Genomic DNA, 22,435 nt, shown 5'->3' on the forward strand with positions numbered 1-22,435 from the left:
GAACAACCAATCGACCACCACGAGGAACCATGACCACCACCGCAATCACCAACATCGGCAGCCTCGTCACCAACGACCCCGCCCTCGGCGACGGCACCCCCCTCGGCCTGATCGAGAACGCGGCCGTGGTCATCGACGGCGACCGCATCGCCTGGGTCGGCCCGAACGAAGCGGCCCCGGCGGCGGACGGGACGTACGACGCGCAGGGCCGCGCCGCCATCCCCGGCTTCGTCGACTCCCACTCCCACCTCGTCTTCGCCGGCGACCGCACCGCCGAGTTCAACGCCCGCATGTCCGGCCGCAGCTACTCCGCCGGCGGCATCCGCACCACCGTCGCCGCCACCCGCGCCGCCACCGACGCCGAGCTCGAAGCCAACCTGCTGCGCCACCTCCACGAGGCCCGCCGCCAGGGCACCACCACCTTCGAGACCAAGTCCGGCTACGGCCTGACCGTCGCCGACGAGGCCCGCGCCCTGCGGATCGCCGCCGCGCACACCGACGAGGTCACCTACCTCGGCGCCCACATCGTCAGCCCCGACTACGCCGACGACCCCGCCGCCTACGTCGACCTCGTCACCGGCGAGATGCTCGCGGCCTGTGCGCCGTACGCCCGCTGGGTGGACGTGTTCTGCGAGAAGGGCGCCTTCGACGGCGACCAGGCCCGCGCGATCCTCACCGCGGGCGCCGCCGCCGGCCTGATCCCCCGCATCCACGCCAACCAGCTCACCCACGGCCCCGGCGTCCAGCTCGCCGTCGAGCTGGAGGCGGCCTCCGCCGACCACTGCACCCACCTCACCGACGCGGACGTCGACGCCCTCGGCCAGGCGGCCGGGACCACCGTCGCCACCCTCCTGCCCGGCGCCGAGTTCTCCACCCGCGCCCAGTGGCCGGATGCGCGCCGGCTGCTGGCCGCCGGGGCCACCGTCGCGCTGTCCACCGACTGCAACCCCGGCTCCTCCTACACGAGTTCCATGCCGTTCTGCATCGCCCTCGCGGTCCGGGACATGGGCATGACCCCGGACGAGGCGGTGTGGTCCGCGACGGCCGGCGGGGCCCGCGCCCTGCGCCGTACCGACATCGGCACCCTCACCCCGGGGGCCCGCGCGGACCTGGCGCTGCTGGACGCCCCGAGCCATGTCCACCTGGCCTACCGGCCCGGGGTTCCGCTGGTCTCGGCGGTGTGGCAGCGGGGCGAGCAGGTGCACTGACGCACGGTCAATCCGGGCCCGTCCTTTGTCTTCCCTCCGTAGGGTCCCGGGCGTACCTTGAGCCACTGATCTGATGTGCCGTCAGTAACTTGTGGTTCGAGGGGAAGACGAAGGTGTCCAACCGGAAACGCTCCACCACGCTCCTGATCGCCTCCGCGTTGGCCGGGCCGGCCCTGCTGCTGGCCGCCCCCGCCGCCCACGCCGAAGTCGTCGACGTCCAGTACGACTGCAAGACGCCCATCGGCGACAAGTCGGCCGTCTCGCCCATCGACATCAAGGCGGTCAAGGACGGCGAGGCCGTCAAGCTGACCATGTCCTTCCAGAAGGGCGTCTCCTCCAGCCCCATCGAGCTCGGCAAGGGCGCCATGAGCCCCAGCGCGCTCATCATGGTCAAGGGTGCGGAGGAGGCCGGGGTGCCGGTCTCCGGCCCGCCCAACCCCGAGGCCGCGCCCGCCAACACGCCCATCAAGATCACCGACCTCTCGGGCACCTACACCCCGAAGAAGAGCGGCAAGGTGACCTTCACGCCCGGCGTGCTGACCATCAAGGCCATGGGGACGGTCACCACCTGTACGCCGGGCAACGCGCCGAAGCCCTCCCTGGAGCTGGAAGTTACCGCGGCCGCATCCGCCGGCAAGGAGAACACCGGCAAGGAGAACACCGGCACCGCCTCCGGCTCCCTGCCGCAGACCGGACCCGCCGACTCGGCCCTCGCCCTCGGCACCCTCGGCGGCACCGTCCTGCTCTCCGGCGCCGCAGGCGTGCTCTGGCTGACCCGGCGCGGCCAGCGGGCCCGGTCCTGAGGGGTCCCGGCCCCATGCGTGTGCGCCGCCTCGCCCGGGTCCCCCTGACCGCCCTGTTGGTCCTCGGGTTCCACCTCGCCGCGCCCGGCGCTGCGCGGGCGGCCGAGCCCGGGTGGACGGCCGCACCCGCGTCCCCGCCCGGGGCGGCCGCCGCCCGCCCGTTCTTCTACCTGGAAGGAATCCCCGGCACCGTGCTGGAGGACCGGCTGGCCCTCGCCAACCCCACCGACCGGGAACGCACCGTCACCCTGCGCGGCGCGGACGCCTACAACACCGCGGACGGAGCCTTCGCGGTCCGCCCGGCCGGCCAACCCGCCCGGGCCGGGGCCTGGATCAGCTTCGGCGGCCACACCACCGTGAAGATCCCGCCGCGCAACCGGGCGGTGGTCCCCTTCACCGTCACCCTGCCGGCCGACGCGGTGCCCGGCGACCACCCGGTCGCGCTGGTCGCCGCCGAGAGCGGCCACGAGGCGGGCGTACGGGTCCACCTGCGGGTCAGCGGCCCCACACTGGCCGCGCTCACCGTCGAGGACGTGTCGGTGGCCGGCCGGGGAGCTGCGGCCGAGGTCCGCTACACCCTGGTCAACCGCGGCAACGTGGCGCTGGTCCCGGAACTCGCGCTGCGCGCGGACGGCCTGTTCGGCGAGGTGACCGGCCGCCCCGGGCACCGGCTGCCGGTGGAACTGCTGCCCGGCCAGCGGGTGGAGCTGACCGAGCCCTGGCCGGGGGCGCCGGTACTGGACGCGGTGGACCTCACCCTCACCGTCACCGCGCCCGGCGGGGCCCGCGCCACCGCGCGGGCTTCGGCGCGCTTCGTGCCCTGGTCGGTGGCGGGCCGGACCGGGGCCGGGCTGCTGGCCCTGTCGGCCGCTGCCGCCACCGCCTGGCTGCTGGTCCGCGGCCGCCGCGGCCGCCGCGGCACGCCGGGCGAAGCCGGGGCCGGGGCGGCCGAGCCATCCGTACGGGAACCCGAGCTGACGGGAGCGTCGAAGTGAGCGGCAAGCCCAGCCCCCGGCGGGGGACCCCGCACCCGCGTGCCCACCGACGGGTGGCGGCCCGGCACTGGGCGGTCGCGCTGGTGCTGGCCGCGGCCCTGACCGGCGCCCCGGCCTGGGCCGCGCCGGCAGCCGCGCCCGCTGCCCCGGCCGTGCCCGCTGCCCCGGCGGTGCCCGCCGCCCCCGCCGCCGACGGTAAACCGGCCGCCGAGCTGTCTCTCAAAGAGGCCGCCAAGGGGACCGAGGTCACCGTGACCGGGCGGGGCTGGCCCGGCGGGACCATCGTGATGCTGCTGCTCTGCGGGCAGAACATGATCGGCGGGACCAACAGCTGCGCCAACGACGCCGGCCAGGCCGCCTCGGTCGGCGCCGACGGGAGCTTCCGCAAGGGCCTGGCCGTGGTGGCGCCGCCCAAGCCGTGCCCCTGCGTGGTCAACGTGACCTCCGTCAACGGGGACCGGTCCACCCTCACCCTGCCCATCAAGATCACCGACCATCCGGTGGCCGAGCTGCCCGCGGAGTCGGGCCGGGCCCGGCTCGCCGTGCTCACCGGGGTGCAGCTGAAGGGCGAGGACGGGGTGCTGACCTGGTTCGGGGCCCCGCCCAGCCGGAAGATCACGGTGACCGTCGGCAACCTCGGCTCCGCCCCGGTCAAGGATCCGGTCTTCCAGGTCGGCACCGCCCACGGCGTGTTCGCCCCGCTGTGGGAGGAACAGCAGTGGAAGGGCACCATCCCGCCCGGCCAGAAGGCCCGCATCGAGCTGACCGCGACCCTGACGGCCGGCGCGTACGGCGACTACACCGTCTCCCTCAAGTACGGCGACAAGGTGCTCGCCGCACAGCCCTGGGGCGTCGACCGCCCGTACGGCGTGCTCCTCTTCTGGGTCCTGCTGTGCGTCGTGATCCCGGCCGCGGTCTTCCGCATCGGCATGGCGGTCGTCGACCGGGTCCGCCCCCGTACGGACGGCAGCGCCGCCGGCGGTCGGCACCGCGTGGCCGCGGCCCGGCTGCCCGAGGCGGCCGCGGCCGTCACCGCCCGGCTGCCGCGCATCCCGGCCGTACGCCGGCCCGGGCCCGCGGCGCCCCCGCAGACGACCACGGCGGTCCTGCCGTGGTTCACCCCGGACAGCGCACCGGGAACAGCACAGCCATCCGCACGGCAATCCGCACCGTCAGAAGACCATCCGACAACGAAGGGACATCCGTGAGAACCCAACGGAGGATGAGCGCGGCCGGGGTCGCGTTGATGCTCGGCGGGGCGGGGATCCTGCTGGCGGCGAGTCCCGCCCAGGCCGCCTCGGTCACGTTCAAGACGGAGTGCATTCCGCCGCCGATCTCCGGGCTGCCGCCGATCCAGGGCGAGACCACCGTGGAGATCACGGCACCGGCGACGGCCAAGGTGGGGGACACCGTCGACGTCACCTGGAAGACGGTCAAGGCGGCGTCGAAGAACCCGGACGTGATCGACCTGGACAAGAACATGGTCGAGCCCAGCGGTGACCTCAAGGTGGGCGGCGCGCAGTCCGGCGTGGTCAAGATGCAGGGGCCGCGGGAGAACCCGCCCATCCCCAAGGGCGGCGAGATGAAGCTGTCCACCATGACCGGCAAGCTCAAGATCGAGAAGCCCGGCGACATCACGCTCACGCCCGACAAGTACGTGATCACGGTCCACCAGATCATGAAGACCGAGACCAAGTGCGCGCCCAAGGAGACCGTGAAGGCGGGCGCGACCATCAAGGTCGGCGGCGGTTCGGGCAACGGCGGCACCACCAACGGCGGGACCACGAACGGAGGCACGACCAACGGAGGCACGACCAACGGCGGGACCACCAACGGCGGCACGACCAACGGCGGCGCCACCGGTGGCGGCGGCGGGCAGACCGACTTCCCGGGCAAGGCCGTCGACGTGAAGTTCGACTGCGGCGACACCGTCCCCGGCGGCATCACCACCCCCGTCACGGTCAACGCGAAGAAGAACGGCGGCAGCTTCGACCTGACGGTCAAGACCGCCAAGGACGCCATGAAGGCCCCGGTGCCGCTGCCCAAGGGCGCCCTGAAGCCGTCGATGAACATCAAGCTGGGCGGTGCCGACAGCGGCACCGTCAAGGTCACCGGACCGGCCAACGCCGAGGCCATCCCGGCCCAGGGCGGGGTCAGCCTGAGCGATATGACCGGCACCTACAAGCCCGGCAAGACCGGCAAGGTCACGCTGAGCCCGGCCGACATGTCGATCGACGTCACCATGGTCGCGGGCGGCCAGCCGCTCACCGTGCCCTGCAAGGCGCTGAGCACCGGCGTCTCGCTGGAGCTGGACGCGACCGCCCAGCAGGGCGGCTCCGGCAGCCCGACCTCCGGCAGCCCCAGTGCCGGCAACACCACCGCCTCGGGCGGCAACCTGGCCGAGACCGGCGCGGAGGACGAGGGCGGCATCAAGGCGCTCGCCCTGATCGCCGGCACGGTGATCCTGCTCGGCGGCGCGGTGTTCACCTTCACCCCCTGGCGGCGCCTGCGCGGCGGCGCCCGGTAACCCGTACCCGTACCCGGAAACGGAACGGCCCGGCACACCACCAGGTGTGCCGGGCCGTTCCCCGCGTCAGAGCGTGACGTGCGTCAGTGCACGCCGCCCATGAGCGGCTGGACCTTCTTGCGGTACATGTAGATCGCGATGCCCGCGAGCACGGCGAGCGCGCCCTGGCTGGCGAACCAGCCCTGGGTGTCCGTCGGGGCGCCCAGCAGCTGGAGCAGCGCGATGGTCGAGTCACCGGCGGTGACCGCGAGGAAGAAGACGCCCATCATCTGGGAGGCGTACTTCTGCGGCGCCAGCTTGGTGGTCAGCGACAGGCCGACCGGGGAGAGGGTGAGCTCGCCGACGGTCTGGATGAAGTAGACACCGACCAGCCACATCGGGCTGACCTTCGTGTCGCCGCCGGCCAGGCCCTGGGCGACCATCATGACGCCGAAGGAGGCACCGATCATGACCAGCGCGAAGGAGAACTTCGCGAGGGTGGTCGGCTCCTTGGAGCGGCGGGCGAGGGCCACCCACAGCATGGCGAAGAGCGGGGCGAGCGCCATCACGAACAGCGGGTTCAGCGACTGGAACCAGCTCTCCGGGAAGTTGAAGCCGAACAGCGTGCTGTCCGTGCTGTCCTTCGCGAACAGGGCCAGCGTGGAGCCGGTCTGGTCGTAGATCGCCCAGAAGATCGCGGCGGCGGCGAAGAACCACACGTACGCCGACATGCGCGAGCGCTCGACCGCCGAGAGGTCCTTGTCGCGCTTGATGCGCAGGATCGCCCAGGCGGGGAGGACCAGGCCGGCGATGGTCAGCGGCCACAGGGCGTAGTTGATCGTGAAGATGCCGGCCAGGCCGATGATCGCGTACGCGGCGGCGGCGACACCGAGCCAGATCAGGCCCTTCCTGACGACGGAGGACTTCTCCTCGGCGGTCAGCGGGCTCGGAACCGAGTTCGAGACCGGGTTCAGGTGGCGGAAGCCGAAGAAGTAGAAGCCGAGACCCAGCGCCATGCCGACACCGGCCATGGCGAAGCCGAGGTGCCAGTTGACCTCCTGGCCGACCCAGCCGATGGTCAGCGGGGCGGCGAAGGCACCGAGGTTGATGCCCATGTAGAAGATCGTGAAGCCGCCGTCACGGCGCGGGTCGTTCTTGTCCCGGTACAGGTGGCCGACCATCGTGGAGATGTTGGCCTTCAGCACACCGGAACCGGCCGCGATCAGCGCCAGACCGATGAAGAACGAGACGGACGAGGGCACCGCCAGCAGGAAGTGGCCCGTCATGATGACGACACCCGCGACGGCCACGGCCTTGCGGGCACCCCACACGCGGTCACCGAGCCAGCCGCCCGGCAGGGCGAGCAGGTAGACCATCGCGTTGTAGACGGAGTAGATCGCGACCGCGGTCGCGTCGTTCATCCCGAGACCACCGTCGGCCACGTTGGTGGCCAGGTAGAGCACGAGCAGCGCGCGCATGCCGTAGAAGCTGTAGCGCTCCCACATCTCGGTCATGAAGAGGAAGGCGAGGCCGCTGGGGTGGCCGAGGAAGGTCTTCTCGCCGGTACCGGCCGAATCCTTCGTCAGGCTGGAAGCCATGGTCGATCCTTGCTTGCTCGGGACGCTGCGCTTCGTGAGCGGATCAGCGCCCGGGGAGGGGGCGGCCCGCCACGCACCTTCGCGCGCAGGCCCGGCCCACAGATTCGTTCACTGCCGGGGAGGGGCGGACAGTCCGTCAAGACTGGCAGCCCATCTGAGACAGAAATAGAGACCTTCGGCCGTTTTTCGACACAAAGGTCCCTGAGGTAGTGCATCAGGCGTCTCGCCACCATACGACACGACAGTGCCGCATATGAAAGGTCTTGAGATATGGATCACAGGTAATCGGGGAACCGATTCGTCATATTCGAAGGCTGGTAGTAGGTAATAAGGCCAGTCGATGGGGGTGCTCCGGCAGGCCCCGGCCGACAGCCGCCGCGCATTACCATCACCCACATGACGCGTGTACTGCTCGCCGAGGACGACGCATCCATCTCGGAACCCCTGGCCCGCGCCCTGCGCCGGGAGGGCTACGAGGTCGAGGTCCGCGAGGACGGACCCACCGCGCTGGACGCGGGACTGCAGGGCGGCGTCGATCTGGTCGTACTCGACCTGGGGCTGCCCGGCATGGACGGCCTGGAAGTGGCCCGGCGGCTGCGCGCCGAAGGGCACGGCTTCCCGATCCTGGTGCTCACCGCCCGGGCCGACGAGGTCGACACGGTGGTCGGCCTGGACGCCGGCGCCGACGACTACGTCACCAAGCCGTTCCGCCTCGCCGAACTGCTGGCCCGGGTCCGGGCCCTGCTCCGGCGCGGCGCGGCCGAGCCCACCCAGCCCCCCGCCACCCACGGCGTGCGCATCGACGTGGAGTCGCACCGCGCCTGGATGGGGGAGGAGGAGCTCCAGCTCACCGCCAAGGAGTTCGACCTCCTCCGGGTCCTGGTCCGGGACGCCGGCCGGGTCGTCACCCGCGACCAGCTGATGCGCGAGGTCTGGGACACCACCTGGTGGTCCTCCACCAAGACCCTCGACATGCACATCTCCTGGCTCCGCAAGAAGCTGGGCGACGACGCCGCCAACCCGCGCTACATCGCCACCGTCCGCGGAGTCGGCTTCCGCTTCGAGAAGAGCTGAGCACCGCCCCACCATGCGCCGCCGCCTGATCAACTCCACGCTCGCCGTGGTGCTCGTCGTGATCGCCGTGTTCGGGGTCTCCCTGGTCATCGTGGAAACCCGGACGATCACCAACAGCGCGCAGGAGAGCGTCGAGACCGAGGCGCTCAGCCTGCTCGGGAGCGTCGAAGCCAGCGTCCTGGAGCAGGAGCCGGTCGACGCGGACGCGCTCGCCGACCGGATCGAGCCCGGCCGTTACGCCCTCATCCAGGTCCCCGGGCGGCCCGACGTCGCACTCGGACGCCCGATCGACGGCGGCGTCATCCGGGGCAGCGCCTCCGGCGACCGCGGCGAGACCGTGACCGTGGAGGAGCCCCGGTCCGCCGTCACCCGCGAGGTCGGCCGGACCCTCGCCGTGGTGGGCGCGGTCGCCCTGCTCGCCGTGGTGGCGGCCGTCCTGCTCGCCGTACGCCAGGCCAACCGGCTGGGGTCCCCGCTGACCGACCTCGCGGAGACGGCCGAGCGGCTCGGCTCCGGCGACCCGCGCCCCCGGCACCGCCGGTACGGGGTGCCCGAGCTGGACCGGGTCGCCGACGTGCTCGACGCCAGCAACGAGCGGATCGGACGCATGCTGACCGCCGAGCGGAGGCTCGCCGCGGACGCCTCGCACCAGCTCCGCACCCCGCTGACGGCCCTGTCCATGCGGCTGGAGGAGATCACGGTCACCGAGGACCTGGAGACCGTCCGGGAAGAGGCCTCCATCGCCCTCGCCCAGGTGGAGCGGCTCACCGACGTGGTCGAGCGGCTGCTGACGAACTCCCGGGACCCGCGGACCGGCTCCGCCGTCCCCTTCGACCTCGACGAGGTCGTCAAACAGCAGGTCGAGGAGTGGCGGCCCGCCTACCGCAGTGCCGGGCGGGCGATGGTGCGCTCCGGGAAGCAGGGCCTGCGGGCCGTGGGCACGCCCGGCGCGGTGGCCCAGGTCCTGGCCGCCCTGATCGAGAACTCGCTCATGCACGGAGGCGGCACCGTCGCCCTGCGCACCCGCGTGACCGGCAACCAGGCGGTCATCGAGGTCACCGACGAGGGGCCGGGAGTCCCGGCAGACCTGGGCAACCGGATCTTCGAGCGGGCCATCAGCGGGCGCAATTCCACCGGCATCGGACTGGCGGTGGCCCGTGACCTGGCGGAGGCCGACGGCGGGCGGCTGGAGCTGCTCCAGGCACATCCGCCGGTGTTCGCGCTGTTCCTGAGCCGGACCGCGCCGGAACGCGCGGAACCCCAGAAGACGGTCCGCTAGCGGGCCGACACGAGGGGGCGGGCGTCAGCGGTCGGCGGAGACCACCGGGCGGGCCGGGGCGGACGCCTCGGGAGCGGCCACGGTCCGGGGCGCGGCGACCGCCGTCGGAGCAGGCGCGGGCAGCGTACGGAACACCCAGGTCCGGTAGGACCAGAAGCGGAAGAGGGTGGCCACGCCGATGCCGATCAGCTTGAAGACGTTGTTCTGGAGCGGGCTGTCCCAGCCGCCGCCGTAGGTGGCGGCGTAGAGGATCCCGGTCTCGATGACCATGCCGATCACGCTGAACGCCAGGAACAGCGTCATCTCGCGCTTGCGGCCGGACTTGTCGCGGTCGCGGTAGGTGAAGTACCGGAACCCTATGTAGTTGCAGACGATGGCGACCGTGATGGCTATGACATTGGCCCGGCCGACCTGCAGGTCGGTGGTGTTCCGCAGCAGGTTGAAGACGCCGAGGTTGACGAGAACGCCCAGACCGCCGACGGCGCCGAACTTCACGACCTCCCGTGCGAGGCCGCGCGCCCGGTCCACCAGGGCCGCCTGCTTCGTCGCGCTCATACGGTCATTCGCCCCTGTCGGTCGTCCTTCTGGTCAATCCAGCCATGTTAAGTGTCGTCCGGTTGGTACGTCTGCGCCTTCCGGAGCAGATGTGACGAGGTCGTCTCCCGGCCCGTGGCAGGAAGTCTTCCGGCCACGGCCCCCGTCCGGATGGCGGAATACCGGCGGATACCCTGGAGGAGTGACGTTCCCGGTAGTCGGCATGGTCGGCGGCGGTCAGCTCGCCCGCATGACCCACGAGGCGGGTATCCCCCTCGGCATCAGATTCAAGATCCTCAGTGACAGTCCGCAGGACTCGGCGGCCCAGGTGGTGAGCGACGTCGTCATCGGCGACTATCGCGACCTGGACACCCTGCGCGCCTTCGCGCGCGGCTGCGACGTGATCACCTTCGACCACGAGCATGTCCCCACGGAGCACCTGCGGGCCCTGGAAGCAGACGGAGTTCCCGTCCGCCCGGGGCCCGACGCGTTGGTGCACGCCCAGGACAAGGGGGTGATGCGCGCCCGGCTCGACGAGATCGGCGCGCCCAGCCCCCGCCACCGGATCGTGTCCGATCCGGCGGACGTGGCCGCCTTCGCGGAGGAGGGCACGGGCTTCCCCGTGATCCTCAAGACCGTGCGCGGCGGCTACGACGGCAAGGGCGTGTGGTTCGTGCGGTCCGTGGAGGACGCGGAGGCCCCCTTCAAAGCGGGCGTCCCGGTCCTGGCGGAGGAGAAGGTCGAGTACGTCCGCGAGCTCGCGGCGAACATCGTCCGCTCCCCGCACGGCCAGGCCGTGGCCTACCCCGTCGTGGAGTCCATCCAGGTCGACGGGGTCTGCGACACGGTGATCGCCCCGGCCCCGAACCTCTCCGAGGAGCTGGCCGGCGAGGCCCAGGCCCTGGCCCTGCGGATCGCCGCCGAACTCGGCGTGACCGGCCACCTGGCCGTCGAGCTCTTCGAGACGGCCGACGGCCGCATCCTGGTCAACGAGCTCGCCATGCGCCCGCACAACTCGGGCCACTGGACCCAGGACGGCGCCATCACCTCCCAGTTCGCCAACCACGTACGGGCGGTCCTCGACCTCCCGCTCGGCGACCCGAGGCCCCGCGCGCGCTGGACGGTCATGGCCAATGTGCTGGGCGGGGACTACCCCGACATGTACGCGGCGTACCTGCACTGCATGGCCCACGACCCGCAGCTGAAGATCCACATGTACGGCAAGGACGTGAAACACGGTCGCAAGGTCGGCCACGTCAACACCTACGGCGACGATCTGGACGATGTGCTGGAGCGCGCACGTCACGCTGCCGGCTACCTGCGAGGAACGATCACCGAATGAGCGCCCCCGTCATCGCCCCCGTCATCGGCATTGTCATGGGATCGGACTCGGACTGGCCGGTCATGGAGGCCGCCGCCCAGGCCCTGGACGAGTTCGAGATCCCCTACGAGGTCGACGTCGTCTCCGCCCACCGGATGCCGCGCGAGATGATCGCGTACGGCGAGCAGGCCGCCGACCGCGGCCTGAAGGCGGTCATCGCGGGCGCGGGCGGAGCCGCCCACCTGCCCGGCATGCTCGCCTCCGTCACCCCGCTGCCGGTGATCGGCGTACCGGTCCCGCTGAAGTACCTCGACGGCATGGACTCCCTGCTGTCGATCGTCCAGATGCCCGCCGGCGTCCCCGTCGCCACCGTCTCGGTCGGCGGCGCCCGCAACGCCGGCCTGCTCGCGGCCCGGATCCTGGCCACCCAGGACCCGGAGCTGATGGCCCGGATGCGCGAATTCCAGCAGGAGCTCAACGACCAGGCCACCGAGAAGGGCAAGCGGCTGCGCACCAAGGTGGCCAACGGATGAGCGAGCACCTCGCGGCCGCCCGGGAGCTGCTCGCCGAGCACCCGGTGGTCGACGGGCACAACGACCTGCCCTGGGCGCTGCGCGAACAGGTCCGCTACGACCTCGACCGGCGCGACATCGCCGCCGACCAGACCGGCCGCCTGCACACCGACATCCCGCGGCTGCGGGCCGGCGGGGTCGGCGCCCAGTTCTGGTCCGTGTACGTCCGCTCCTCCTTCGCCGGTGACGAGGCGGTCAGCGCGACCCTGGAGCAGATCGACGCGGTCGCCCAGCTGATCGACCGTTACCCGGCCGACCTGGTGCGGGCCCTGACGGCCGACGACATGGAAGCGGCCCGGGCGAGCGGGCGGATCGCCTCGCTGATGGGTGCCGAGGGCGGCCACTCCATCAACAACTCGCTGGCCACCCTGCGCGCCCTGCACCGGCTGGGCGTCCGCTATCTGACCCTCACCCACAACGACAACGTGGACTGGGCGGACTCGGCGACCGACGAGCCGCGCCACGGCGGCCTCACCTCCTTCGGCCGCGAGGTCGTCCGCGAGATGAACCGCATCGGCATGCTCGTCGACCTCTCGCACGTGGCCGCCAGCACCATGCGGGACGCGCTCGACACCTCGGCCGCGCCGGTGATCTTCTCGCACTCCTCGGCCCGGGCGGTCTGCGACCACCCGCGCAACATCCCCGACGACGTGCTGGAGCGGCTGCCCGCCAACGGCGGCGTGGCCATGGCCACCTTCGTGCCGAAGTTCATCCTCCCGGCGGCCGTCGAGTGGACCCTGGCCGCCGACGAGAACCTGCGGGCGCACGGCCTCCACCACCTCGACACCACCCCCGAGGCGATGGCCCTGCACCGGGACTTCGAGGCGGCCAACCCGCGCCCGGTGGCCACCGCCGCCACCGTCGCCGACCACCTCGACCACATGCGGGAGACCGCCGGCATCGACCACATCGGCATCGGCGGGGACTACGACGGCACCGCCTTCACCCCCACCGGCCTGGACGATGTCGCCGGCTACCCGAACCTGGTCGCGGAGCTCATCGGCCGCGGCTGGTCGCGGTCCGACCTGGCGAAGCTGACCTGGTCGAACGCGGTCCGCGTGCTGCGGGACGCGGAAGAGGTCGCGCGCGGCCTGTCGGCGGAGCGCGGCCCGTCGAACGCGGTGATCTGAGGCTGCCGCCGGAGTTCTCGCGGGGTGTGGCTTTCGGGGTGTGGCTTTCGGGCCCGGCATCGAGCGGATGCCACCCGAACGCCACACCCGCCGAGACCCCATCAGCCCCACATGTCACGGTGGCATCAACCTGCTGTCCCAGCTGCCGCCGAGACCGGAGCGAATCCCATGGCCGACCTGCAGGACGAACCCGAGACGGGCCGCACAGCCGACACCGTCACCGGCCCACCGGCCGGACCCGCCGCCCTCGGAGCCGAGCAGACCCCGGGCACCCACACGCCGGGCTCCCTCGACCGGGCCGCCGCGCTGCTGGCCGTACATCCCGTGGCGGACGGGCACAACACGTTCCTCTGGACGCTGCGCCAGAGCCCGTACCACGACATAGCCACACCCGACACCGGCGTGGACACCGACATCCCGCGGCTGCGCGGCGGGGGAGTGGGCGCCCAGTTCTGGTCGCTGCTCACCCCCGGCGAATGCACCGTGAGGGACACGCTCGAACAGATCGACATCGCGCACACCCTGATCAGCCGCTACCCGGACAAGCTGAGCCTCGCCCTGAGCGCCGACGACCTCGTCGACGCGCGGAACCGGGGCCGGATCGCGTCCTTCCTCGGCCCCGTACCGGGCGCCACCGTCACCGATTCCCTGGGCACCCTGCGCGCCTTCCACCAACTGGGGGTCCGCAGCCTGGCCCCGGCGGGCGCGCCATGGGCCGATCACGGCCTGACGGCCTTCGGCCACGAGGTCGTCCAGGAGATGAACCGTCTGGCGATGCTGGTGGACCTGACCGGCTGCGCGCCGGCCGTCGCCTGCCAGCTCGCGGGCGCCTCCAAGGCGCCGGTGATCGTCTCGCACACCGCGGCGGCGGCACTGACCCGGCACCCGGACAACGTCCCGGACGAGGTCCTCACCGCCCTGCGCGCGGCCAACGGCCTGTGCATGGTCACCTTCTCCGCCGACCGCACCGGCGATTCGCTGCACGCGGTGGCCGACCACCTCGACCACGTACGGGCGGTCGCGGGCCCGGAGTGCGTGGGCCTCGGCGCCGCCTTCGGCTCCGAAGGCGGCACCCCGCGCCCGGCCGGCCTGACGGACCCCTCCGGCTACCCCCGGCTGATCGCGGAACTCCTCGACCGCGGCTGGCCCGAAGCGGACGTGGCCCTCCTGACCTGGGGCAACGCCCAGCGGGTCCTCCGCGACGCGGAATTCACGGGCCGCGCGGCCCACTACCGCGCCGGCCACTGACCGCACCCGTACCCATACCTCGTGGGGCCCGTCCTCGGACGGGCCCCACGCATGGGGCCCGTCCTCGGCTGCACCCGCCGTCGACGGGCGCGCTAGCTGGCGCAGAGGCAGACCGGGTGTCCCGCCGGGTCGGCGTAGACCCGCCAGGAGCGGGACGGGTCCGCGGCGTCCAGGGGCTTCGCGCCCAGCGCGAGGATCCGTTCCTCCGCGGCGTCCAGGTCCCCGACCACCAGGTCCAGGTGGAACTGCTGCGAGGCCTCGGCGGAGGGCCACTCCGGCGGGACGTGGCCAGGGGCCTTCTGGAAGGCGAGCGGGGTTCCCTCGTGGCCCTGGAGGTCCGCCCAGGTGCCGTCCTCGTCCAGGGACGGCGTGCCGCCGAGCAGGCCGGCGTAGAAGGTGGCGAGGGCGAGCGGGTCGGGACAGTCGAGGACGACGGTGCCGAGCTTGGCGACGGCCATGACGCACTACTCCCTTGAATGGTTACCGGTAAGCGGGCCTTGCCGGTAACCACCACCCTACGCGTTACCGCTTCACGGATCCAAGAGGTAACGTCGCAGACATGAGTGGCGGACGCGCACCGGCCCCCGGGGGCCTCGCGCTGGTGGAGGATCTCGTCAACACGCTGAGCGTGGACACCGGCGAGGACCGGCTGGCGGTGCAGTTCGGCCTGTCCGGCCCCGCCCTCGCCGAGGCCGCCGAGCTCCGCGAAGCCCTGCGCGCGGCCCTGCTGGCCCACGCCGGCCATTCCGCCCCGGCCGGCTCCCTGGCCACCCTGAACCGGTTCCTGGCGACGGCCCCGCTGACCGTCCGCGTCGACCCGGCGGGCTCGGCCGCCCTGGACCCGCCCCCCGGGGACGCCCTGGTCACCCGGATCGCCGCGGCCATCGCCGAGGCCGTCACCGCCGGCACCTGGACCCGCCTCAAGGCCTGCGCGGCCGAGGACTGCCAGTGGGCGTACTACGACCGCAGCCCCGCCGCCCGCGGCCGCTGGTGCACGATGTCGGTCTGCGGCAGCCGCGCCAAGATGCGCACGTACCGCGCCCGCGGCTAGCGGCCGGCGGCTAGAACGGCGAGCGGAGCTCGCAGTTCGAGGCGACGGTGTCGCCCGCATCGGCGCGGACGACATCGAAACCGGCACCGCACGACTGGACGACGTCGCCGGGCGCACCGTCCCGGACGGTGATCCGGTCGTTGCCGCCGGCGGTGGTGATGGTGTCGCTGCCGCTCCCACCGTCGACCACGGCGTGAAGGGAGTTGAGGACCTCGAGCCTGTCCGTGCCGTCCCCGAGGTTGGCGACGACGTTCGTCACCTGCCCGGGCGCGCCGCAGCGCACGGTCGTGGCGTCGACCTGATCGCATCCCGGTCCGGCCGTGATGCCCGCGGCGTCCACGATGAACAGGACGGCGAACTGGCCGATCACCGCATCATCGGCCACCCCGGCCCGGGCGTCCTTCGTACCTGCCCGGTTGGATTCCCGATCACAGGCAGCGAAACAGAGGGTGACCGGAGTCGCGCTGCGTTACGCCTCCTGCCGTCGCGGTCGGCCCCGTCAGGCGCGCGGGCGGCCCATCGCACGGTACGTCCAGCCCGCCGCCCGCCAGTGCTCCGGGTCGAGGGCGTTGCGGCCGTCCAGGATCAGCCGGTCGGTGACCGCCTTGCCCAGCGCCGCCGGGTCCAGCTCGCGGAACTCGCGCCACTCCGTGAGGTGCAGGACCACCTCCGCGCCCTGCACCGCCGCCTCGGCGGTCGGCGCGTACGCCAGGGTCGGGAAGAGCCGCCGCGCGTTGTCCATGCCCTTGGGGTCGTAGACCGTGACCTGTCCGCCCTGGAGGTGGATCTGCCCGGCCACGTTCAGCGCCGGGGAGTCCCGTACGTCGTCCGAATCCGGCTTGAAGGTCGCGCCCAGCACCGCCACCCGCTTGCCCAGGAACGAGCCGCCGACCGCCTCCCGCGCCAGCTCCACCATGTGCCCGCGGCGCCGCATGTTGATCGAGTCGACCTCGCGCAGGAAGGTCAGCGCCTGGTCCGCGCCCAGCTCGCCGGCCCGGGCCATGAAGGCCCGGATGTCCTTGGGCAGGCAGCCGCCGCCGAAGCCGATGCCGGCCCGCAGGAACTTCGAGCCGATCCGCTCGTCGTACCCGATCGCCTCCGCCAGCTTCACCACGTCGCCGCCCGCCGCCTCGCAGACCTCGGCCATCGCGTTGATGAAGGAGATCTTCGTGGCGAGGAAGGAGTTCGCGGCCGTCTTGACCAGTTCCGCCGTCGGGAAGTCGGTCACCACCAGCGGCGAGCCCTCCCCCATCGGCGTCGCGTACACCTCGCGCAGCACCTTCTCCGCGCGGTCGCCGGCCACCCCGATCACGATCCGGTCGGGGTGCAGGGTGTCCTGGACCGCGAAGCCCTCCCGCAGGAACTCGGGGTTCCAGGCCAGCTCCACGTCCGCGCCGGCCGGGGCCAGCTCGGCCAGCCGCCGCGCCAGCCGCTCCGCCGAGCCCACCGGAACGGTGGACTTGCCGACCACCAGGGCCGGCCGGGTCAGGTGCGGGGCCAGCGATTCGACGGCCGAGTCGACGTAACTCATGTCGCAGGCGTACTCGCCGTGCTTCTGCGGAGTGTTCACGCAGACGAAGTGCACATCGCCGAAGGCTCCGGCCTCCGCCCAGTCCAGGGTGAAGCGCAGCCGCCCGGTCGACCCCGGCAGCCCGGCCACGTGCCGGGCCAGCAGCTCCTCCAGCCCCGGCTCGTACATCGGGACCCGGCCGGCGGCCAGCATCTCGATCTTCTCCGGTACGACGTCCAGGCCCAGCACCTCGAAGCCCAGCTCGGCCATGGCCGCGGCGTGGGTCGCGCCGAGGTATCCAGTGCCGATCACAGTGATCTTGGGGGCCATGGGTACTCCATAGGGGTGGCGTGCGGTGTGCGGCCACCGAGCATAGTCGCGCCCGTTGTCACCAAGCTCACGCGCGCGGCCCGTACCCCTACTCGTGAGTCGGCCCTAGGCTTGGGTTACTTAACGGTAGTTAGCATGGGGAGTGAGTGCTTTGGCAGGTTCCGACTTCGACCTCTACCGCCCTGCCGAGGAGCACGACATGCTCCGCGACTCGGTTCGCGCGCTGTGCGAGGCGAAGATCGCCCCGTTCGCGGCCGCAGTCGACGAAGAGGCGCGGTTCCCGCAGGAGGCCCTGGACGCCCTGGTCGCCAACGACCTGCACGCCGTCCACGTACCCGAGTCCTACGGCGGCGCCGGCGCCGACGCCCTCGCCACCGTGATCGTGATCGAGGAGGTGGCCCGCGTTTGCGCCTCCTCCTCCCTGATCCCGGCCGTGAACAAGCTCGGCTCGCTCCCGGTCATCCTCTCCGGCTCCGAGGACCTGAAGAAGAAGTACCTGGGCCCGCTCGCCAAGGGCGACGCGATGTTCTCGTACTGCCTCTCCGAGCCCGACGCGGGCTCCGACGCGGCCGGCATGAAGACCCGCGCGGTCCGCGACGGCGACTTCTGGGTCCTCAACGGCGTCAAGCGCTGGATCACCAACGCCGGCGTCTCCGAGTACTACACGGTCATGGCCGTCACCGACCCCGAGAAGCGCTCGAAGGGCATCTCCGCCTTCGTCGTGGAGAAGGGCGACGAGGGCGTCTCCTTCGGCGCCCCGGAGAAGAAGCTCGGCATCAAGGGCTCCCCGACCCGCGAGGTCTACCTCGACAACGTGCGGATCCCCGCCGACCGCATGATCGGCGCCGAGGGCACCGGCTTCGCCACCGCCATGAAGACCCTGGACCACACCCGCATCACTATCGCGGCCCAGGCGCTCGGCATCGCCCAGGGCGCCCTCGACTACGCCAAGGGCTACGTCCAGGAGCGCAAGCAGTTCGGCAAGCCGATCGCCGACTTCCAGGGCGTCCAGTTCATGCTCGCCGACATGGCCATGAAGCTCGAGGCCGCCCGCCAGCTCACCTACGCGGCCGCCGCCAAGTCGGAGCGCGTCGACGGCGACCTCACCTTCTTCGGCGCCGCCGCCAAGTGCTTCGCCTCCGACGTGGCCATGGAGGTCACCACGGACGCGGTCCAGCTGCTGGGCGGCTACGGCTACACCCGCGACTACCCGGTCGAGCGCATGATGCGCGACGCGAAGATCACCCAGATCTACGAAGGCACGAACCAGGTCCAGCGCATCGTCATGGCCCGCAACCTGCCCGCGTAACCCGGCAGGTCGGCAACGGCGGAAGACCCAGTGGGCACCCCCGGTCACGACGGGGGTGCCCACTGGTGCGTCCGGTCACCCTCGGTTCACCCGGGCGCAAAGGAAGTCGGGGGGCGCACGGAACCTTTCGAGCGCTTTCACCCTCTTCCTCCGCGCATGGCGGTGCCGCAGGGCGGCAAGGAGCCGACTTTTTCGAACCATAAGATGACTCCGCGCATCAGGACGGCCATGTTGGGGAGAGAGATGAAGGAAGCGATCCTGCTCGTCGGCGGGCAGGGGACACGGCTGCGCCCGGTGACGGTGAACACGCCGAAGCCGATGGTGCCCGCCGCGGGCGTGCCCTTCCTGGCCCACCAGATGGCCCGCCTCGCCGCGGCCGGCGTCAAACACATCGTGCTGGCCACCTGTTACCTGGCCGAGGTGTTCGAGCCCTACTTCGGCGACGGCTCCGCCTTCGGCGTCCACCTCGAATACGTGGTCGAGGACGAGCCCCTGGGAACGGGCGGAGCCATCCGCAACGCGGCCGAGCGGCTCACCTGCGGCCCCGACGAGCCCGTCCTCGTCCTCAACGGCGACATCCTCAGCGGCCTCGACATCAACGGGCTGGTGGACGCCCACGGGCAGGCCGGGGCCGACGTCTCGCTCCACCTGGTACGGGTGGCCGACCCGCGGGCCTTCGGCCTGGTGCCGACGGGCCCCGACGGGCGGGTGCTGGCCTTCACCGAGAAGCCGCAGACGCCCGAGGAGATCGTCACCGACCAGATCAACGCGGGCTGCTACGTGTTCCGCCGCTCCGTCATCGACACCATCCCGGCCGGCCGGCCCGTCTCCGTCGAACGGGAGACCTTCCCGGGCCTGCTGGCCGACGGCGCGCGCCTGCACGGCCAGGTCGAGGACACCTACTGGCTCGACCTCGGCAAGCCCGAGGCCTTCGTCCGGGCATCGGCCGACCTGGTCCGCGGAGTCGTCGACTCCGCCGCCGTGCCCGGCCCCCGCGGTGAAGCCCTGCTGCTCCCCGGGGCCCAGGTAGCTGACGGGGCCACAGTTTCGGGCGGTACCGTGGTGGGCGCCGGAGCCCGCATCGAAGCGGGCGCAGTCGTCCACGGATCGACGGTTCTCGACGGCGCGACCGTCGGCGCGGACGCCCGCATCACCGCCAGTCTCATCGGAGCCGGCGCCCAGGTGGGCCGGCACACGGTGGTGGACGCCGCCGTCATCGGCGACGGCGCGCAGGTGGGCGCCCACAACGAACTTCGCGACGGGGTGCGGGTCTGGTGCGGGGCAGTGCTGCCCGACGCGTCCATCCGCTTCTCCTCGGACCGCTGACCACGGTCCGGGAGCCCCGGCAACCGAACGACTTCTGCAAGAGGAATACCTGTGACTGGCATACCGGCCCGGCTGCCCGACTGCTGGGCGGCCACCCGGCTCTGCGTCGTGATGCCGACGTACAACGAGGCGGCCAATCTGCCCGGCATGGCCGAGACCCTGATGGATCTCGACCTGCCGGGCCTGACGCTCCTCGTGGTGGACGACTCCAGCCCGGACGGCACGGGGGAGCTCGCCGAGAAACTCGCCGAGCGCTACAACGAGGACGGGGCGGACCCCCGCATCCGGGTGCTGCACCGCACCGAGAAGAACGGCCTCGGCCGCGCCTACGCGGCCGGCATGAGCCTGGCCGTCGAGCAGGGCGCCGAGTACGTCCTGCAGATGGACGCCGACGGCAGCCACCCCGCCGACAAGATCACCGAGATGCTGGGGGTGGCCCTCGCCGCCCGCGCCGGCCTCGTCGTCGGCAGCCGCTACGTCCCCGGCGGCACCCTCTCCGACGCCTGGGGCGCCCACCGCAAGCTCCTCTCCCGCTGGGCGAACGCCTACGCGAGCACCATCCTCGGCACCCGCATCCGCGACATCACCGGCGGCTTCAACCTCTGGAGCGCCGACGCCCTGCGCGCCATCGACCTCGGCTCCGTCGGCAGCGCCGGCTACAGCTTCCAGGTGGAGATGAAGTACGCGGCGCTGCGCCGGGACTTCAGCGTGCTGGAGGTCCCGATCCACTTCGAGGACCGCACCCTGGGCGAGTCCAAGATGAACCTCGCCGTGCAGCTGGAGTCCGTCGTCATGCCGTGGAAGCTGCGCAGCCGCTCCCGCGGCCGCCGCTGACGCCTTCCCGACCGAGACGGGACGTCTGCACCGCCATGACCACGCTGCCCGAAACCGGCCGCGCCCCGGACACCCTTGCCCCGGAGACCGCCGCCCCGGCCGCGACCGCGCCCGCCCGGCGGACCCGCCTCGCCTTCCGCTTCCTCGTATACCGGACTTGGGTATTCCAAAAATGACCAGCGCCCTCGACCCCTCCGCCCGCCCGGTGGACCGGGCCCCGGCCGGCCGGAGCCCGGCCCCGGCCCCGGAACCCGCCGCCCCGAACCCGGCGACGCGGCCCCCGCGCCCCGCCGACCGCCTGGTCCCCGCGCTCAACGGCGCCGTACTGCTGCTCACCGCGGTCCTGCTGCTGATGGTGCTCCGGCTGCCCTGGATCGGCGACATGGGCGTGCACCTCGCCACCATCGAACGGCTGCGGCACGATCTGCTCGACCCCGGCAACACCCAGGTCGACGCGGACACCCCCAGCCCGTACAACTCGCCGTGGATGGTGCTCCTCGGACTCCTCGCCAAGGCGAGCGGCCTGACCGGGTTCACCGTGCTGCGGTTCGCCGCGCTCGTCGGCCTCACCCTGCTGCTGACCGGCATCTGGCACCTCACCCGGACCCTGAGCCGGCACCGGGCCGCGCCGCCGCTCGCCGTGCTCACCCTGATCCTGCTCTGGGGCCCGACCTTCTTCATCTGGAGCGGCTTCCTCGGCTTCACCTCCATCTCGCTGAACGTCTCGTACCCGAGCACCTTCGCCACCGGCCTCGGCTTCCACTTCCTGGCCCTGCTGGCCAAGTCGCTGCGCCGCGGTACGGCCACCTCCTGGCCGGCCTGGACCGCCCTCGGCGCACTGTGGGCGCTGATCATGCTCAGCCACCAGTTCACCGGCGTGGTCATGACCTTCGGCGCCCTGGGCGTCCTGGTCTCCGCCCGGCCGTGGCCGGCGCGGCAGACCTGGCTGCGGCTGGGCACAGCGCTCGCCGTGGCGGTGGCCCTGCTCGCCGTCTGGCCGTACTACTCGTTCTTCTCGCTGCTCACCATCGGCGGCCTCGAAGACATCCACAGGGGGCTCTACGAGGAGTGGTGGATGCGCTTCGGCTACGTGCCGATCGGCGTGGCCGCGCTCGCCTTCCGGTTCGCCCGCGACCGCCGCGACCCGCTCGTGTGGTGGTTCCTGCTGGCCACGCTGATGATCACGGCCGGCGGGCTGACCGGGCACTACTCCTGGGGCCGGGCGCTGCCCGGTGCCATCATCCCGGCCCAGCTGGCGGCGGCGCTGGCCGTGGTCGAGGGCGGCGGCCGGTTCCTCCGCCGCTGCTTCGCGGTGGTGCTGGCGGCCGGTCTGCTGGCCGGCTCCTGGGCGCAGGCGCCGTCGCTCAGCTTCGTCGTACGCAACGAGGCCATGCCGGAGACGCTGACCGAGAAGGCCTGGCTGCCGATCCCCGGCTACCAGTGGATGACCAAGTACGCCCGGTACGGCGACGTGGTGATGGTCGACCAGAACACCGGCCAGCAGATACCCGGCTACGGCTTCTACACCGTGGCACCGGGCTACCCGGACTTCTTCCTGCCGGACGAACCCGAGCGCATCGAGGCCACCCGGCGGTACTTCGACCGGTCCACCCCCCGCCAGGAGAAGCTCGACGCGCTGCACCGCTTCGGGGCGCAGTGGGTGCTGGGCTGGCCGGACCAGGGGCTGCCGCCCGGCGATCCGGCGCTGCGCAAGGTGAAGACGGGCCCGAACGGGATGGTGCTGTACAAGGTGGTCGGCTGACCCCGGCCCCGGACCCCGATACGACAGGACCCCGACCGCTCCACG

21 protein-coding genes are annotated in these 22,435 nt (G+C 72.0%); 16 read left to right on the forward strand and 5 right to left on the reverse strand.

The annotated features are described in order from the left end of the window. Nucleotides 1-29: 29 nt before the first annotated feature. The 5 genes from hutI to AB0447_RS21320 all read left to right on the forward strand — a co-directional run bounded on the left by hutI (nucleotide 30) and on the right by AB0447_RS21320 (nucleotide 5,533). On the forward strand, nucleotides 30-1,208 hold the full coding sequence (hutI, locus tag AB0447_RS21300; RefSeq protein WP_366478260.1) for an imidazolonepropionase: 1,179 nt from the start codon (nucleotides 30-32) through the stop codon (nucleotides 1,206-1,208). A 113-nt stretch (nucleotides 1,209-1,321) separates the two neighbouring features. Next, nucleotides 1,322-2,011, forward strand: a complete 690-nt coding sequence (locus AB0447_RS21305) for an LPXTG cell wall anchor domain-containing protein (RefSeq protein ID WP_366478261.1) — start codon at nucleotides 1,322-1,324, stop codon at nucleotides 2,009-2,011. Between the two features lie 14 nt (nucleotides 2,012-2,025). After that, entirely contained in the window at nucleotides 2,026-3,006 is a 981-nt protein-coding gene (locus tag AB0447_RS21310) for a hypothetical protein (protein ID WP_366478262.1), read from the forward strand. Continuing rightward, on the forward strand, nucleotides 3,003-4,214 hold the full coding sequence (locus AB0447_RS21315; RefSeq protein ID WP_366478263.1) for a hypothetical protein: 1,212 nt from the start codon (nucleotides 3,003-3,005) through the stop codon (nucleotides 4,212-4,214). Before AB0447_RS21310 ends, AB0447_RS21315 begins: the two co-directional genes overlap by 4 nt. A 14-nt stretch (nucleotides 4,215-4,228) precedes the next feature. Then, nucleotides 4,229-5,533, forward strand: a complete 1,305-nt coding sequence (locus tag AB0447_RS21320; protein WP_366478264.1) for a hypothetical protein — start codon at nucleotides 4,229-4,231, stop codon at nucleotides 5,531-5,533. An 83-nt stretch (nucleotides 5,534-5,616) separates the two neighbouring features. Here AB0447_RS21320 and AB0447_RS21325 read toward each other — a convergent pair whose 3' ends face one another. Then, nucleotides 5,617-7,110: an oligopeptide:H+ symporter gene (locus AB0447_RS21325; protein ID WP_366478265.1), complete on the reverse strand. Its 1,494-nt coding sequence runs from the start codon at nucleotides 7,108-7,110 to the stop codon at nucleotides 5,617-5,619. Between the two features lie 396 nt (nucleotides 7,111-7,506). On the opposite strand from AB0447_RS21325, the gene AB0447_RS21330 reads away from it, so the two are divergent. Next, nucleotides 7,507-8,184, forward strand: a complete 678-nt coding sequence (locus AB0447_RS21330) for a response regulator transcription factor (protein WP_366478266.1) — start codon at nucleotides 7,507-7,509, stop codon at nucleotides 8,182-8,184. A 13-nt stretch (nucleotides 8,185-8,197) separates the two neighbouring features. Continuing rightward, nucleotides 8,198-9,463, forward strand: a complete 1,266-nt coding sequence (locus AB0447_RS21335) for an ATP-binding protein (RefSeq protein WP_366478267.1) — start codon at nucleotides 8,198-8,200, stop codon at nucleotides 9,461-9,463. A 24-nt stretch (nucleotides 9,464-9,487) separates the two neighbouring features. Here AB0447_RS21335 and AB0447_RS21340 read toward each other — a convergent pair whose 3' ends face one another. After that, entirely contained in the window at nucleotides 9,488-10,018 is a 531-nt protein-coding gene (locus AB0447_RS21340) for a GtrA family protein (protein WP_366478268.1), read from the reverse strand. Between the two features lie 202 nt (nucleotides 10,019-10,220). On the opposite strand from AB0447_RS21340, the gene AB0447_RS21345 reads away from it, so the two are divergent. The 4 genes from AB0447_RS21345 to AB0447_RS21360 all read left to right on the forward strand — a co-directional run bounded on the left by AB0447_RS21345 (nucleotide 10,221) and on the right by AB0447_RS21360 (nucleotide 14,268). Next, nucleotides 10,221-11,339, forward strand: coding sequence for a 5-(carboxyamino)imidazole ribonucleotide synthase (locus tag AB0447_RS21345; RefSeq protein ID WP_366478301.1), 1,119 nt, complete (start codon nucleotides 10,221-10,223; stop codon nucleotides 11,337-11,339). After that, the gene (purE, locus tag AB0447_RS21350) at nucleotides 11,336-11,851 is read left to right on the forward strand and encodes a 5-(carboxyamino)imidazole ribonucleotide mutase (protein ID WP_366478269.1); all 516 of its coding nucleotides are present in this window, start codon (nucleotides 11,336-11,338) and stop codon (nucleotides 11,849-11,851) included. The genes AB0447_RS21345 and purE overlap by 4 nt, the downstream gene beginning before the upstream one ends. Further along, the gene (locus AB0447_RS21355) at nucleotides 11,848-13,020 is read left to right on the forward strand and encodes a dipeptidase (RefSeq protein ID WP_366478270.1); all 1,173 of its coding nucleotides are present in this window, start codon (nucleotides 11,848-11,850) and stop codon (nucleotides 13,018-13,020) included. The genes purE and AB0447_RS21355 overlap by 4 nt, the downstream gene beginning before the upstream one ends. Nucleotides 13,021-13,188: 168 nt before the next feature. Continuing rightward, a complete protein-coding gene (locus AB0447_RS21360; protein WP_366478271.1) occupies nucleotides 13,189-14,268 on the forward strand; it encodes a dipeptidase in 1,080 nt (359 codons plus the stop codon). Between the two features lie 92 nt (nucleotides 14,269-14,360). Here the strand turns inward: AB0447_RS21360 and AB0447_RS21365 are convergent, their stop codons facing one another. Further along, nucleotides 14,361-14,726, reverse strand: coding sequence for a VOC family protein (locus AB0447_RS21365; protein WP_366478272.1), 366 nt, complete (start codon nucleotides 14,724-14,726; stop codon nucleotides 14,361-14,363). Nucleotides 14,727-14,827: 101 nt separating this feature from the next. Between AB0447_RS21365 and AB0447_RS21370 the strand changes: the two genes are divergently transcribed. Then, nucleotides 14,828-15,319 (forward strand): CGNR zinc finger domain-containing protein, encoded by a 492-nt coding sequence (locus tag AB0447_RS21370; protein ID WP_366478273.1) that lies wholly within the window; start codon nucleotides 14,828-14,830, stop codon nucleotides 15,317-15,319. 10 nt (nucleotides 15,320-15,329) lie between these two features. Here AB0447_RS21370 and AB0447_RS21375 read toward each other — a convergent pair whose 3' ends face one another. Continuing rightward, a complete protein-coding gene (locus AB0447_RS21375) occupies nucleotides 15,330-15,704 on the reverse strand; it encodes a hypothetical protein (RefSeq protein ID WP_366478274.1) in 375 nt (124 codons plus the stop codon). Nucleotides 15,705-15,818: 114 nt separating this feature from the next. Beyond that, a complete protein-coding gene (locus AB0447_RS21380; protein ID WP_366478275.1) occupies nucleotides 15,819-17,159 on the reverse strand; it encodes a UDP-glucose/GDP-mannose dehydrogenase family protein in 1,341 nt (446 codons plus the stop codon). Nucleotides 17,160-17,310: 151 nt separating this feature from the next. Between AB0447_RS21380 and AB0447_RS21385 the strand changes: the two genes are divergently transcribed. From AB0447_RS21385 to AB0447_RS21400, 4 genes are all read left to right on the forward strand, one after another. Next, nucleotides 17,311-18,468 carry an acyl-CoA dehydrogenase family protein gene (locus tag AB0447_RS21385; protein WP_366478276.1) on the forward strand — a complete coding sequence of 386 codons (1,158 nt, stop codon included), beginning with the start codon at nucleotides 17,311-17,313 and terminating at the stop codon, nucleotides 18,466-18,468. 243 nt (nucleotides 18,469-18,711) lie between these two features. Continuing rightward, the gene (locus AB0447_RS21390; protein WP_366478277.1) at nucleotides 18,712-19,794 is read left to right on the forward strand and encodes an NDP-sugar synthase; all 1,083 of its coding nucleotides are present in this window, start codon (nucleotides 18,712-18,714) and stop codon (nucleotides 19,792-19,794) included. Nucleotides 19,795-19,905: 111 nt separating this feature from the next. After that, nucleotides 19,906-20,628 carry a polyprenol monophosphomannose synthase gene (locus AB0447_RS21395; RefSeq protein ID WP_366478302.1) on the forward strand — a complete coding sequence of 241 codons (723 nt, stop codon included), beginning with the start codon at nucleotides 19,906-19,908 and terminating at the stop codon, nucleotides 20,626-20,628. Between the two features lie 172 nt (nucleotides 20,629-20,800). Next, nucleotides 20,801-22,390: a hypothetical protein gene (locus AB0447_RS21400; protein ID WP_366478278.1), complete on the forward strand. Its 1,590-nt coding sequence runs from the start codon at nucleotides 20,801-20,803 to the stop codon at nucleotides 22,388-22,390. Nucleotides 22,391-22,435 lie beyond the last annotated feature (45 nt).

The sequence above is a fragment of the Streptomyces sp. NPDC051211 genome (genome assembly GCF_040689505.1).
Classification (GTDB): Bacteria; Actinomycetota; Actinomycetes; order Streptomycetales; family Streptomycetaceae; genus Streptomyces.

Excerpts from the sequence above, each read along its gene's own strand:
- hutI (WP_366478260.1), top strand. The coding sequence starts at position 30 with ATGACCACCACCGCAATCACCAACATCGGCAGCCTCGTCACCAACGAC.
- AB0447_RS21310 (WP_366478262.1), top strand. The coding sequence starts at position 2,026 with ATGCGTGTGCGCCGCCTCGCCCGGGTCCCCCTGACCGCCCTGTTGGTC.
- AB0447_RS21320 (WP_366478264.1), top strand. The coding sequence starts at position 4,229 with ATGAGCGCGGCCGGGGTCGCGTTGATGCTCGGCGGGGCGGGGATCCTG.
- AB0447_RS21325 (WP_366478265.1), bottom strand. The coding sequence starts at position 7,110 with ATGGCTTCCAGCCTGACGAAGGATTCGGCCGGTACCGGCGAGAAGACC.
- AB0447_RS21330 (WP_366478266.1), top strand. The coding sequence starts at position 7,507 with ATGACGCGTGTACTGCTCGCCGAGGACGACGCATCCATCTCGGAACCC.
- AB0447_RS21335 (WP_366478267.1), top strand. The coding sequence starts at position 8,198 with ATGCGCCGCCGCCTGATCAACTCCACGCTCGCCGTGGTGCTCGTCGTG.
- AB0447_RS21340 (WP_366478268.1), bottom strand. The coding sequence starts at position 10,018 with ATGAGCGCGACGAAGCAGGCGGCCCTGGTGGACCGGGCGCGCGGCCTC.
- AB0447_RS21345 (WP_366478301.1), top strand. The coding sequence starts at position 10,221 with ATGGTCGGCGGCGGTCAGCTCGCCCGCATGACCCACGAGGCGGGTATC.
- purE (WP_366478269.1), top strand. The coding sequence starts at position 11,336 with ATGAGCGCCCCCGTCATCGCCCCCGTCATCGGCATTGTCATGGGATCG.
- AB0447_RS21355 (WP_366478270.1), top strand. The coding sequence starts at position 11,848 with ATGAGCGAGCACCTCGCGGCCGCCCGGGAGCTGCTCGCCGAGCACCCG.
- AB0447_RS21360 (WP_366478271.1), top strand. The coding sequence starts at position 13,189 with ATGGCCGACCTGCAGGACGAACCCGAGACGGGCCGCACAGCCGACACC.
- AB0447_RS21365 (WP_366478272.1), bottom strand. The coding sequence starts at position 14,726 with ATGGCCGTCGCCAAGCTCGGCACCGTCGTCCTCGACTGTCCCGACCCG.
- AB0447_RS21370 (WP_366478273.1), top strand. The coding sequence starts at position 14,828 with ATGAGTGGCGGACGCGCACCGGCCCCCGGGGGCCTCGCGCTGGTGGAG.
- AB0447_RS21380 (WP_366478275.1), bottom strand. The coding sequence starts at position 17,159 with ATGGCCCCCAAGATCACTGTGATCGGCACTGGATACCTCGGCGCGACC.
- AB0447_RS21390 (WP_366478277.1), top strand. The coding sequence starts at position 18,712 with ATGAAGGAAGCGATCCTGCTCGTCGGCGGGCAGGGGACACGGCTGCGC.
- AB0447_RS21395 (WP_366478302.1), top strand. The coding sequence starts at position 19,906 with ATGCCGACGTACAACGAGGCGGCCAATCTGCCCGGCATGGCCGAGACC.
- AB0447_RS21400 (WP_366478278.1), top strand. The coding sequence starts at position 20,801 with ATGACCAGCGCCCTCGACCCCTCCGCCCGCCCGGTGGACCGGGCCCCG.